This is a genomic window from Pseudomonas sp. ANT_H12B (assembly GCF_008369325.1).
Classification (GTDB): Bacteria; Pseudomonadota; Gammaproteobacteria; order Pseudomonadales; family Pseudomonadaceae; genus Aquipseudomonas.
Genome location: NZ_VOBI01000039.1, coordinates 1 through 11,963, shown reverse-complemented (window position 1 = coordinate 11,963; position 11,963 = coordinate 1). Strand labels below are relative to the sequence as shown.

The 11,963-nt window shown below is 54.4% G+C and carries 13 protein-coding genes and 3 pseudogenes; 11 read left to right on the top strand and 5 right to left on the bottom strand.

Annotated features, from left to right (window positions below; translation table 11 throughout):
* The coding region (locus FQ185_RS29810; RefSeq protein WP_143497295.1) for a transposase at nt 1-114 on the top strand (114 nt) is incomplete at its 5' end.
* Between the two features lie 74 nt (nt 115-188).
* Here the strand turns inward: FQ185_RS29810 and FQ185_RS29805 are convergent.
* Nucleotides 189-557, bottom strand: a complete 369-nt coding sequence (locus FQ185_RS29805) for a histone-like nucleoid-structuring protein, MvaT/MvaU family (protein ID WP_149420564.1) — start codon at nt 555-557, stop codon at nt 189-191.
* Between the two features lie 260 nt (nt 558-817).
* The gene (gene nhaA / locus FQ185_RS29800; protein WP_149420563.1) at nt 818-2,014 is read right to left on the bottom strand and encodes a Na+/H+ antiporter NhaA; all 1,197 of its coding nucleotides are present in this window, start codon (nt 2,012-2,014) and stop codon (nt 818-820) included.
* A 299-nt stretch (nt 2,015-2,313) separates the two neighbouring features.
* Here nhaA and FQ185_RS29795 point away from each other — a divergent pair, with 299 nt between their 5' ends.
* On the top strand, nt 2,314-4,518 hold the full coding sequence (locus tag FQ185_RS29795; RefSeq protein ID WP_149420566.1) for an LTA synthase family protein: 2,205 nt from the start codon (nt 2,314-2,316) through the stop codon (nt 4,516-4,518).
* 397 nt (nt 4,519-4,915) lie between these two features.
* Nucleotides 4,916-5,452: pseudogene (locus tag FQ185_RS30385) on the top strand (cation-transporting P-type ATPase); the annotation flags it as partial.
* 35 nt (nt 5,453-5,487) lie between these two features.
* Here FQ185_RS30385 and FQ185_RS30820 read toward each other — a convergent pair.
* Nucleotides 5,488-5,628: pseudogene (locus FQ185_RS30820) on the bottom strand (hypothetical protein); the annotation flags it as partial.
* Between the two features lie 40 nt (nt 5,629-5,668).
* Between FQ185_RS30820 and FQ185_RS30380 the strand changes: the two are divergent.
* Nucleotides 5,669-6,256, top strand: a complete 588-nt coding sequence (locus tag FQ185_RS30380; protein WP_256730524.1) for a cation transporting ATPase C-terminal domain-containing protein — start codon at nt 5,669-5,671, stop codon at nt 6,254-6,256.
* A 154-nt stretch (nt 6,257-6,410) separates the two neighbouring features.
* Entirely contained in the window at nt 6,411-6,845 is a 435-nt protein-coding gene (locus FQ185_RS29785) for a universal stress protein (RefSeq protein WP_149420562.1), read from the top strand.
* A gap of 56 nt (nt 6,846-6,901) precedes the next feature.
* Here FQ185_RS29785 and FQ185_RS29780 read toward each other — a convergent pair.
* Nucleotides 6,902-7,723: pseudogene (locus FQ185_RS29780) on the bottom strand (transposase).
* A 759-nt stretch (nt 7,724-8,482) separates the two neighbouring features.
* Between FQ185_RS29780 and FQ185_RS29775 the strand changes: the two are divergent.
* From FQ185_RS29775 to FQ185_RS29750, 6 genes are all read left to right on the top strand, one after another.
* Nucleotides 8,483-8,842, top strand: coding sequence for a hypothetical protein (locus FQ185_RS29775; protein WP_256730523.1), 360 nt, complete (start codon nt 8,483-8,485; stop codon nt 8,840-8,842).
* A 92-nt stretch (nt 8,843-8,934) separates the two neighbouring features.
* Nucleotides 8,935-9,141: a hypothetical protein gene (locus FQ185_RS29770; RefSeq protein WP_149420561.1), complete on the top strand. Its 207-nt coding sequence runs from the start codon at nt 8,935-8,937 to the stop codon at nt 9,139-9,141.
* A gap of 5 nt (nt 9,142-9,146) precedes the next feature.
* Complete coding sequence (locus FQ185_RS29765) at nt 9,147-9,551, top strand: DUF488 domain-containing protein (protein ID WP_149420560.1); 405 nt, start codon at nt 9,147-9,149, stop codon at nt 9,549-9,551.
* 173 nt (nt 9,552-9,724) lie between these two features.
* Entirely contained in the window at nt 9,725-11,005 is a 1,281-nt protein-coding gene (locus FQ185_RS29760; RefSeq protein ID WP_371926711.1) for a serine hydrolase domain-containing protein, read from the top strand.
* Between the two features lie 9 nt (nt 11,006-11,014).
* Nucleotides 11,015-11,335 (top strand): YbjQ family protein, encoded by a 321-nt coding sequence (locus tag FQ185_RS29755; protein ID WP_149420558.1) that lies wholly within the window; start codon nt 11,015-11,017, stop codon nt 11,333-11,335.
* Between the two features lie 147 nt (nt 11,336-11,482).
* A complete protein-coding gene (locus FQ185_RS29750; protein WP_149420557.1) occupies nt 11,483-11,671 on the top strand; it encodes a hypothetical protein in 189 nt (62 codons plus the stop codon).
* 180 nt (nt 11,672-11,851) lie between these two features.
* Here FQ185_RS29750 and FQ185_RS29745 read toward each other — a convergent pair.
* Nucleotides 11,852-11,963, bottom strand: a 112-nt coding sequence (locus tag FQ185_RS29745; protein ID WP_036984840.1) for a transposase, incomplete at its 5' end; no start/stop codon positions are given.

Here is an 11,963-nt window from a genome sequence, read left to right as displayed (position 1 = left end):
CAGTTGGAAGGAATAAACAATCGAATAAAGGTCATCAAGCGGATGGCGTACGGTTACCGGGATAGCGAATTCTTTTTCATGAAGATCAAGAGCGTCTTTCCCGGTAATCCGTGATGAACCAAAAAAATGCCAGTCAGCTTAGCCGACTGGCATTACCCTCACAGGGCCTTTCGTACTTACAAATGATGTTATTGAGTGCGCCACGCCTCAACAACATCTGCACCGAACTCGGTTTTCCATTCTTTCAATTGGCGATGGTTTCCGCCCTTGGTTTCGACTAACTCACCAGAATTCGGATTCTTATAGATTTTCACCTCGCGGGCTTTACGGGCTGCCTTCGGTGCGGCAGCAGCACCAGGGGAGCGGCGACCGGCCTGCGGATCAAGCAGGTTGATGACGTTCTGCAGACTGAAGCCGAACTCGCCGAGCAATGCACGGAGCTTGCTTTCAAAGTCCATTTCTCGCTGCAGACCTGAATCGCTTTTCATCGAATCGAGCTCTGCGAGCTGTTCGGCCAGTTGTTGTTCAAGCTTGCGATATTCAGCCAAACGAGACATGGGAAACTTTCCTTAAGATTTTGGGCTGCGCGAAATACACATTCCTCATGCTAAGCGATGATTAGATTTTCGTCATCCACACCACATTGGAGACTTTCCCAGCCTCAAACTCACAATAGGTAGGCTAATTCCTGGTGGATAACACGACTAAGACAGTGCTTCGAACAGCCAGCATGCCTGTCTTATTGCTTCGCTGACGCAGGTTTCTAAACCACAGTATTTCTAGGCTTCAAGAAATACTGTGGTCATATCAAGAGAGATTATTTGGCTACGGCAGCACTCGTTAGGACGCTGCTGCGGCGAAGGACTATAACGCCGCCGAACGCTGCCAGAATCGATCCGATCAATACACCGACTTTGACTTCATCAATCAAAAGAGCTGATCCGGCGAACGCCAGATTGCCAATGAATAGGCTCATAGTGAAACCAATGCCGCACAACAGTGCTACGCCATAGAGTTGAACCCAGGTACTCCCTTCCGGGAGCTTGGCCAGGCCCATACGAATGGCCAGAGCAGTCAATAGGAAAATACCGACCTGCTTACCCACCAACAACCCCAGAGCTACACCCAGCGGAACCGGATCGACCAGGTTCTCCATCGAAATACCGGCCAATGAAACACCCGCGTTGGCGAAACCAAAAATCGGCACCACAGCGAACGCTACCCACATGTGCAACTTCTCTTCCAGGAAAAGCAGCGGAGATCGGGCTTCCTCTTCTGGCTTGCCCATGGGGATGCACAGCGCCACAGCGACACCCGCCAGCGTGGCATGTACACCCGATTGCAGCACGAAGAACCACAGCACACCACCGACCAGGAGATATGGGAACAATCGCCTTACGCCCAATCGATTCATTGCGATCAGAATGAACAGGGTCGCAAGCGAGGCCAGCATCATCGGCATGGAAAGGCCCGACGTATAGAAAAAGGCGATGATCACCACCGCGCCCAGATCGTCAATGATCGCTAAGGCAGCCAGAAACACCTTCAGTGAAGTCGGGACTCGCTTACCCAGCAACGACAAAACACCTAAGGCGAATGCGATGTCAGTAGCGGTCGGGATCGCCCACCCCCCCAAGGTCTCAGGATTACCCCAGTTGATGGCGATGTAGATCAGCGCAGGAACAATCATGCCGCCCAAAGCACCAAATCCAGGTAAGGCGCGTTGCCCCCAAGTGGAAAGCCCACCGGCCAGCACCTCTCGTTTGATTTCGAGCCCAACCATCAGGAAGAAGATCGCCATCAGACCATCATTCACCCAATGCTCTACAGACATGCCCATCCAAACGCTGTGCAAGGCTGCAAAGTAACTCTGGGATAGAGGCGAGTTAGCAACAATCAGAGCGGCCAGAGCTGCACCCATCAACACGAGACCGCCAGCGGATTCGGACGACAGGAAGCGAGCCAGAATCGCGGCTGCTCTAGGGGTTTCGGCTTTAGCTTGATGCTTGGTCATCAACGTCCTTGGATCACTTAAAGGGTAATAAATTAACATCTGGCGCTTACACGAACATGGCGATGTTAAACGAAACAGTGAATTGTAAAAGGCCATAACCTGGCATTAATGTTTTTCATTCAGTGCTCTGGAATGGGGTTTTAGACCAGAACCTACTGGCATGCGTAACAATATCCATGCCGCTTATCGGCTCCATCCCCATGGCTGGCCTTGTCAAATATCCCGATCAGTCTTCCCATCGCTTGATACCATCCAGCACACTTGTATGAAGATTTAATGTCTGGAAGGCCGCTGTGAACATGATCCGTCGCTGGTTACGACAACCCTATGCACGCCTCATCACTTTGATCGGATTGGTTCTGATCGTACCTGTGTGCCTGCGTGCGGCACTGGGTTGGTCGAATCCACTCGGCTACCTTTCAGATCTGGGAATTGCGAGCCTGCTCATCGTACTCCTGCATCGCCGTCCTTGGTGGTTAGCACTTCCAGTGTTGCTGGCATGGGGACTTATGACGCTGGCGACTGCCGAACTGGTCAGCGCGGTCGGTAGACTTCCAAACTCCTCAGACCTGCACTACCTGATCGATCCTCAGTTTTTGGAAAACTCTACCGGTGGTGGTTTCGCCCAGCCTTGGCTAGCGGCCACTCTGTTTCTTGGACTGGTGATTTGGCTGATCACGCAGTATCTGGGACGCGCCACTCCTGCTCCGGGCTTGCCACGAAGCGCTTGGGCAGCACCGCTACTGCTATTGATCGCCCATTGGGGCGCTCAGCACCTGTACCCCTCAGAAGAAGACCAGTGGCGCTTGTTCAACCTCCCGCATCAGTTGCTGGCCGCGAGCGTTGGCGATGTTCAGGCAAGCGCAGAAGAGTGGTTGGAAGGTGATGTTGTCGATGTCCCACCGCAAATGGCGGGGCTCACCCAACTCGATCTGGACGGACAGAAACTGCTCGCGGCACCGGGGCGTGCGCGCAATGTGTTGATCATCGCGCTGGAAGGTATTCCCGGCGCCTACGTCGGCGTCAACCGACAAGCCCTGCACAGCAGCTATCAAGAAAACCTCATGCCCAACCTCAGTCGTTGGGCAGAACGCGGCATGAATACGCCGGACTATGTACTGCATAGCCATCAAACCATTCGTGGCCTTTATGCGATGCTTTGCGGCGATTACGACAAGCTGGACAACGGCACGCCCAAGGGCGTCGAAATGTTGACCCAGAGCGAACGCAACCAAGCCTGCCTGCCTGCCCAGTTGCAAAAAAACGGGTTTGCCACGCACTACCTTCAGGGGGCGGGCCTGCGATTCATGGCCAAAGACAAGATCATGCCGCACATCGGCTTCGATGCTACCCACGGCTTGGAATGGTTCACCACCAGCAACTACTTGGAGTTCCCTTGGGGCAAGGATGACAAGGCGTTCTTCGAAGGGGCGCTGGACTACGTCGGCCAGCTGAAAACGCAGAAAAAGCCGTGGATGCTGACCCTGCTGACCGTTGGCACCCACCAACCCTATTCGGCCCCTGAAGACTATCTTGAGCGCTACGACACACCCAAGCAGGCCGCCGTCGGGTATCTGGATGATGCTCTCGGGCAATTCCTCCGCGGCCTGGAGCGTCAGGGCATCTTAAAAGACACCCTGGTGGTGATCACCTCGGACGAATCCCACGGCATAGATGGTGTGCGCCTGGCTTCCTCTTGGGGCTTCAACCTGATGCTCGCGCCCGAGCAGGATCAGTTGCCCAGGGTGAAATCTGGGGTCTACGGGCATGTCGATCTGAGTGCCTCGATACTCGACTACTTCGCCTTACCTGTCCCCTCAGCCTTGAGCGGTCGTTCCCTGTTTCGTGATTATGAAACGGGCCGCGAAATCATGTCATTCACCAACGACAAGCTGCGCTATCACGATGGCCAAGGCACCTTGACCGAGTGTGACTTTCAACAGCGCTGTCGATATTACGCCAGCGCCGGCTTCATTGCCGAGCGTGCAACTTTGACGGGGCAGTATGGGGGCCAGCGTGCCCGCCAAATCGTAGCCAGAGCGACGGCACTGGATCATTCGCTGGTCCGGACACCGTTGAACCAGCACTACCAGTTCGGCAGTCCCGCCATCATCCCGCTTCAGGCGCAGATCAAGGATGACTGGGCCGACAACCTCATTGGCGCGCAGTATCTGGAAATGCCCAAGGGGTCACAGACTCGCGTGCGTCTGACCGTGCGCTCGGTAGACCCACATCAGAACGCCTACATTCTGCTCAAGGCCAAGGAGCTGGAACAGGATGTCCAACTGGGCCTCCCCGCAGAAATGATCGTCACGGCCGATCAGCCACTGGAGATGGACTTCAGTTTTGACAATCCGCAGTCGCGTAAGGCGTTCTCGTTCCACCTGCTGGGCTACGGGTTGGGTTCCGTTGAGGTAACTGACTTCAGTGTGATTACCGAGTTACCAGGAGCACCAGAAGTGCTGGACGAGACCCCGGTCGATAGTAGTGCTCAATCAAGCTAGGCAGCTCCGTATGGTTGGACTTTTCCTTTGAGTGCAACAAATACGCGGCTGTAAAGTAATAATATATAAAGGTGTTGCGGTAACTGCATGCCACAGATAGGGGCAGCATAAAAAGGCAATATTATTGTTATATATATTCCTGGCGCTCCAACCAATACTAAGATTAAGGCTAACACCATCAATTATAAAAAGCTGAGAGCACAGATTGCTCAGTAAAATATTTTGTCACACTACCAGCCACGAATAATTTGATTTAGGTCAATAATCATCAGGCTGTTGGTTGCATGGATCTTTGAGTTCGTATCAGCTTGAAGGCGGAAAGCATGTAAGAGCGGTCAACGATTTTTTCAGCATTCTGATATACCCGCCCGCTCATGACCACCTCAACCCGTTTCAGATGAGCTGCGCGCGCAGGAGATATTCATTGAAGAAGCCGGTGGTCGACGCAGCAACTGAGCAAACACCGGTTCCCACGTATTCCGTGGCGTGGCATACGCTGCCTGCAGAGCAAGTGACGAACCTGCTTGAGGTGAATGAACATGTCGGGCTGGAGGCAACCGAAGTTCAAGCCAGGCTTGCCCGCACTGGTTTCAACCGCCTGCCAGAAGCAGCACGTCGACCTGCGTGGCTCAGATTCCTGCTGCAATTTCACAACCTTCTGATTTATGTGCTTCTAGGATCCGCTGCGATTACCGCGATGCTGCAGCATCTGTGGGACACGGTGGTGATTCTCGCAGTGGTTATTGCAAACGCAATCATTGGATACGTCCAGGAAGGCAAAGCGGAAAAAGCTATGGACGCTATCCGGCAGATGCTGGCACCGCACGCCGCAGTAGTTCGTGCAGGCGAACGCTTGAGTGTTGTAGGCGAGGAGCTAGTACCGGGCGATATTGTATTGCTGGAGGCCGGAGACAAAGTACCTGCTGATTTACGCCTGCTGCACGCGAACAGACTACAAATTCAAGAAGCAATTCTCACCGGTGAATCCTCGTTGCGGGTGAGTGTGCCGGTCTTGTCAGTGCAGATGACGGATACCGAGCCTAGCGTTTCGATGGCTGGCAGGCGACGCACGATGGCGTTGCGGCGAGCCATTACCCGTACTCCGACAGCCGGCTCCTCAAGGAGGCGGTAAAGGACTTTCGCGTCCATCGTGGCAGCGGTGCGCGAAGGCCGGACGGTCTACGACAACATCAAGAAAGTACTGAGCTGGACGCTGCCTACCAACGCGGGCGAGACGATGACCATCATCGTGGCCCTGCTACTCGGTCTTACACTGCCGGTGACGCCGATACAGATTCTGTGGATCAATCTGATTACTGCAGTGACACTTGGCATTGCACTGGCGTTCGAGCCTACCGAAGAAAACACCATGCGCAGACCGCCCCGTTCACGCAAAGAGCCACTCATAAGTGGCGCATTGGTCTGGCACATGGTGCTTGTCTCTATTCTGTTTCTCTGCGGCGTTTACGGTATTTTTTCGTATGCGCTCGACCGTGGTTACTCCGTGGAGTTGGCCCGAACCATCGCGGTAAACACGCTAGTCGTGATGGAAATATTCCATTTGTTCTTCATTCGCAATCTCTACAGCACATCGCTTACCTGGAAGGGCATTCGTGGCACCAAGGTCGTGTGGATGACCGTCGCAGTGGTTACCGTCGTTCAGTTCTCCATCACGTATGCACCACCGCTGCAAAGGGTGTTTGCCACTGAAGCGATCCCTTCCTTGATGGTCTACTGATCATCGGGGGCGGTGTTGCGCTCTTTGCGATCATTGAGATTGAAAAACAGATTCGAATCCGTTTGTCCGAGTAGAGCTGGTTGCAAGCTGGCCACACCCTAAACGCATGTAGCTCGACAAGCATCTTCAAGCCAATGAAAAGAGGATCTGGAAAATGCATAAAATACTTGTTGCTGTTGATGGTTCCGAACATTCAGAGCGCGCGGTGCTTTACCTCATCGGACTGATCCAAGATGGTGGATTACTCGGAGGAAGTGTTGAGGTATATCTGGTGAATGTGCAGCCACTTTTACCAACTCGAATCGCACATGACATGGGTGAGGATGAGCTTGATCGTTACTACGAAGACAAAAGTGCTGAAGAGTCACAAAAGGCAGTCGCTCTTCTTAAGCAAGAAGGCATTGCGTTCACTTTCCATACGTTACAAGGCGATGCTGCCAGCAGAATCGTGGCGTGCTCCCAATCTCTAGGATGTGACAGCATCATCCTAGGTTCACATGGTAACGGGTTTCTGGCGGGGATCTTTCTGGGTTCTGTCGCGGCTAAGGTGATTCAGCTCTCAGAAGTACCAATCACCTTAGTCAAATAGGAGATGTGAATTGCTTAATTGGACTTGCCCCTACAAAACCGGACACCAACTCCCTGTTAAATTGATGCTGCCGCTAAGCGCCTGAACTCCCTCGGTGAGCGGTAGTTCAAGGCGGTGTGCGGATGCTGCTCGTTGTAAATGCTCGAAGGCAATTGCCAAGTTGCGCAACGCCGTTTCCCGATCCGGTTTGGGCATGTGCGCCAAGTAGTCAAGCTTGATCGTCTTCACAAAGCTCTCGGCCATGCCGTTGCTCTGCGCTTTCCAGCATCAAGTCGCGGATATCATCGCCGCTGTACCCGGTCGGGCTCGCGACCCAGCCGATGGCTTCGCGATCACAGCAGTCCAGGGCGAAGGTCACGCTCAGTTTGGCGCCGTCCTCACAGCGGAACTCAAAGCCGTCCGAGCACCAACGCGTATCGCTGGTTTTCACCGCAATACGGCCTTCGTGTCGACGTGGCGAGCGCGACACACCGAGACATTCGCTGACCAGCTTCACTGGTCGTCCCCCGGCAACAAGGGTGAGTGCGCAATCCATTTTCGCGACCGGGCGATCTCCACGGCCTCTTTGAGAATTTCCGCTTCCATCGTTTTCTTGCCCAGCATCCGTTGCAGTTCACGGATCTGCTTGAGCGCATCGCTCAGTTCGGAGGCAGGCACCAAGCCTTCACCGGCACTGACCGCCGACAGGCGCCGTCCTGATAAAGCTTGCGCCACAGGAACAGCTGATTGGCATTGATGCCGTTGCGCCGAGCCACCACCGACACACTTTGTCCTGGCTCAAGGCTCTCGCGAACCATGGCCAGTTTTTGCTCCGGGCTCCAGCGGCGCCGCCGCTCCTGGCCCAAAAGCTCCCCACTCTTATCGTTGCTATTAGTCATAAACATAACCGTTTGCCTATCCCTTATCGTAAGGAGGAAACGGTGTCCTGTCTTTCATGGGGCTTGTTCAACCGGTAACTCCCACCGCTGTGGCGCTTGATGATGATCGGGTTCGCAGTACCTTGATCGGCCACAAGCTGAAAAATGTAGGTACCACTGGCTTGCCCTATTCATTGAGCTTCAATGCCGATGGAACGGAATATTTAAAATGTCCGGCAATCCACCCGAGACGGAGTATTGGGCAGTCAAGGACGGAGTGATTTGTTTCACTTCGGCAAGAACTCCAAAAGAGTGTTATCGGCTTAAAAAGGACAAGGAGGACTATTGGCTGGTGCATCCAGATACTGGAGCGGTCCATTATCACTACACGCTGACTCCCCAGTGAGTCGGGAACGCGTGGGTATAGCGGACAAGGAATGAAAAATCCCTGGGTCAGACCAAAGCGCAGAAAGAGTGGCGGGACCGAATCGCAGGCAAAGAAAAGCCCGCGATGGGGATTAGCGGGCTTAAGGTCTTACAAGGAGCAGGAACAACGTTACGCGCCTGTACGTGAAAAAAGTGTGAACGCCAAAAGCTGGCCGGCAGGGTGACGAAAGGGTTCAGTTTCGGTTACGACTTCGTCCATTTCTGATGTATTTGATGTTTTCCATACGCTGCCTGCTACGCTTCTATCTGTGCCAGATAAGCGGCGCATGCCCTCTGTAGCCCGCTCATGACGGTCAACATGGCAAGCATCTCGGCTTGCCTCCGGGAGGCAGCATGAAACATCTACGCGTTATCGCCGTTAGTATTGGTCTTTCCCTCTTGAGCACAGGTGCCGTATACGCTGACGAGATCCTCTCGCAGACTGGAGATACCACCGCAGGCGCCGCATTTGGAGTTGGCACTGGTGTGTTGGTTGGTGGTGCGGCTGGTGGCCCCTTTGGCGCGGTAGTGGGGGCGGTGATTGGGTTGTTTGCCGGAAGTGGGGTGCAAAAAGCAAGCGGTCTGGAGGAGCGCGCATACAAAGTGCGTAGCGATACCGGTGAAGAGCAAGTCGTGCGCTCTCCGCGTCAAGAGTTTGCCATCGGCCAGCAGGTCGAAGTCAGTGGCCGTCGACTCCATGCCGTCACTCCTTAAACAGGTAGCTGCTTATACATATCGAGCCCGCCCCCGAGCGGGCTTTTTGATGTTCGCTGCTATTCTTTCTTCACCCAAAGGAGGACCAAGCCATGCCCACAAACGACCTCATTCCTTCCCTGATTTTCAAGCTCAACGAAAACCAACTCGCCATTGCGGAGGCCGTGGAACAGCTATCAAACATTGTCGAGCAGCTCGGCTCCACCGACATAGCAGTTAAAGTTCGCGCCACCTTAACGCCGCTCGATGAGAATCTGGAATTCATCACGCGTGGCGTTGCCAAGCTTATGAATGACTGATCATCATGATTCAGTGCAAACGCGCCTACACCTCCGCCACCCCTGAAGACGGACGCCGCGTCCTGGTTGACCGCTTGTGGCCACGAAATTGTCTGAAAGAGCAGCTGCAGCTGAACGCATGGCTACCAGACGTCGGACCTTCTGCTGCATTACTTAAGTCGTTCAAGACTGGGGAACTGGATTTTGCACAGTTCACAGTCGCTTATCGCCTTGAACTGGCCGCCCGCCCACAGAATTGGTGGGAGCTGTTGCAGTTTGCCGAAAAGGGCACGCTCACCCTCGTCTTCGCGGCCAAAGACCAGCAGGCAAACAATGCAGTGATTCTCGCCCAATGGCTGGAAGAGGAGCTTGATCGTTACTCGGGCTCCAGTTCGCCTGTGTGTTACCTGGACGATTTTCCAGATTACTGAGCTCACTTGGCTGCTTTGCAGGTACGACTTATTCAATCCGCCAAGAAGCGCGGTCTTCGGGCAAGTTCCGTCCTCCTGTTAGACTGCTGCGGCCCCTCGAACGGAATCGATCTCTTATGTCTGACCCGCGCGCTGTTTCCAACCGCATCGCCACGCCATTAGCAGCGTTGTTAATGTGTTTCGTGTCATCAATCGCCACCGCAGCCACCACCACACCTTTCCCCGATGCAGCCGCCAGCGATCCTGAAAAACTAGGCTGGATGGTGGGATCGCCACCACCTGCCGATCGCACCGTGCGTTTTGAAGATGGCAGTTATTTTCAGTTCCCGGCGATGCGCTGGAGTGTCTCGAACTTCCGTCAACTGATGCCAACGATCAATGTTTCGCGAGGACTAGGCGCGCCGGTTCCCTTGCAATCGACGCTTCGTAACGAGATCGATGCCATCAGTTTTGTCCCGCTCGGCGCGAAGGCGTCGATGACCTGGGAGCAATCCCAGGCGGCCACTTATACCGACGGCATTGTGGTGATGCACCGCGGCAAGGTGGTTTACGAGCGTTATTTTGGCGTGCTGAAACCGGACGGCCAGCATGCGGCAATGTCGGTGACCAAGTCCGTGGTTGGCACGCTGGGGGCGATGTTGGTGGCGCAAGGGCAAATCGATGCGGACAAACAAGTCGCCGAATATGTCCCCGAACTGGCGGCTTCTGCGTTTGGCAGCGCCACAGTGCGCCAGGTGCTCGATATGACCACGGGTCTCCAATACAGCGAGGACTACGCCGACCCGAACGCCGAGGTCTGGGCGCATGCAAAAGCCGGCAGCCCGTTGCCAAAGCCAGAGGACTACAGCGGCCCGCGAAGTTACTACGAGTTTTTGCAGACCGTGCAACTGCAAGGCAAACATGGCAACACGTTTGGCTACAAGACTGTCAACACCGATGTACTGGGCTGGGTGATCGCTCGAGTGACCGGTCGCAATGTCGCGCAATTGCTGTCCGAGCGCATCTGGAGTCGTCTGGGTGCTGAGCAGGATGCCTACTTCACGGTTGACTCCATTGGCACCCCGTTTGCCGGTGGCGGTTTGAATACGGGTCTGCGAGACCTGGCACGGTTTGGCGAAATGTTGCGTAATGACGGCACGTTCAACGGTCAGCAGATCGTGCCCAAAGCGTTGGTGGATGACATCCGCCGTGGCGGCGACAAGCAGGCTTTTGCCAAGGCCGGCTACGACCAGTTGAAGGGCTGGAGCTACCGTTCGATGTGGTGGGTGACGAACAAAGAGGGCGGGGCATTCATGGCGCGCGGGGTCCATGGGCAACGCATCTATGTCGACCCGAAGGCCGAGATGGTGATCGTTCGCTACGCCTCCCATCCGGTCGCCAGTAATTCGGCCAACGATCCCGTTACGTTGCCAGCGTTTGATGCGTTGGCTCAGTCTCTGTCCAGGTTGCCTTGAGGAAATTTAATGATCACCACTACGACCCACAGCATCGAAGGCCGACAAATCACCGCCTACCTGGACATCGTGAGCGCCGAGTCGGTGCAGGGTGTCAATGTCATTCGCGATCTGTTCGCCGGCATGCGGGATTTTTTCGGTGGACGCTCTCAAACGTTGGAGCGGGCGTTGAAGGAAGCGCGTGTCCAGGCGACAGAGGAGATCAAGGAACGGGCTCGGGCGCTTCAGGCGGATGCAGTGGTGGGGCTCGATTTCGAGATCAGTATGCCGGCCGGCAAGGGCGGGATGGTCGTGGTATTTGTGACCGGGACGGCAGTTAAATTGCGTTGATTCGGGGAAGAGGCCATTCGTCGGGCTTGCGGCAATCTGAATTACAAGTCCAGTAATGACCAACTAGTCTCAAAAGCCTTGGTGGTCGATATTTTTCAGGCAAATAGGGCTTGCCGGTATCGATCCCTTTTTGAAAGGGGCGAAGATATGGCTGATCCGTATATCGAAGACGACGGGGCTGAGTTTCCAATCAACAATTGCGTGCAGTGTGGCCAGACGGAGTATGTGGCGGGCTTTGGTGAAGATCCGATCCAGACCAGCAAAGTAAAATCTGCGGTGCCCCGAGGGGCCAAGGCGAAGTTTTTGCCCAAGGTGGCAACGCCTTCAAGGAAGTAACAGTCAACCGGACAGACCCCGCCATTGAGCGGGGTTTTTCATGTCGGAAAAATCGCGCGACAGCGAGTATTAAACGAATTGTCTTTCACAAAGTTTTCACAGCGCTCTACGTATTCTCAGTTCATCCGTTAGAAAGCAATACCCCTAGCCCGTCTCCCCAGCGGGCTTTTTTTTGGTTCATCACGGATTACCGGGAAAGACGCTCTTGATCTTCATGAAAAAGAATTCGCTATCCCGGTAACCGTACGCCATCCGCTTGATGACCTTTATTCGATTGTTTATTCCTTCCAAC

Excerpts from the sequence above, each read along its gene's own strand:
- FQ185_RS29755 (WP_149420558.1), top strand. The coding sequence starts at position 11,015 with ATGATCACCACTACGACCCACAGCATCGAAGGCCGACAAATCACCGCC.
- FQ185_RS29795 (WP_149420566.1), top strand. The coding sequence starts at position 2,314 with ATGATCCGTCGCTGGTTACGACAACCCTATGCACGCCTCATCACTTTG.
- FQ185_RS29765 (WP_149420560.1), top strand. The coding sequence starts at position 9,147 with ATGATTCAGTGCAAACGCGCCTACACCTCCGCCACCCCTGAAGACGGA.
- FQ185_RS29750 (WP_149420557.1), top strand. The coding sequence starts at position 11,483 with ATGGCTGATCCGTATATCGAAGACGACGGGGCTGAGTTTCCAATCAAC.
- FQ185_RS29770 (WP_149420561.1), top strand. The coding sequence starts at position 8,935 with ATGCCCACAAACGACCTCATTCCTTCCCTGATTTTCAAGCTCAACGAA.
- FQ185_RS29760 (WP_371926711.1), top strand. The coding sequence starts at position 9,725 with ATGTGTTTCGTGTCATCAATCGCCACCGCAGCCACCACCACACCTTTC.
- FQ185_RS29775 (WP_256730523.1), top strand. The coding sequence starts at position 8,483 with ATGAAACATCTACGCGTTATCGCCGTTAGTATTGGTCTTTCCCTCTTG.
- FQ185_RS29805 (WP_149420564.1), bottom strand. The coding sequence starts at position 557 with ATGTCTCGTTTGGCTGAATATCGCAAGCTTGAACAACAACTGGCCGAA.
- FQ185_RS29785 (WP_149420562.1), top strand. The coding sequence starts at position 6,411 with ATGCATAAAATACTTGTTGCTGTTGATGGTTCCGAACATTCAGAGCGC.
- nhaA (WP_149420563.1), bottom strand. The coding sequence starts at position 2,014 with ATGACCAAGCATCAAGCTAAAGCCGAAACCCCTAGAGCAGCCGCGATT.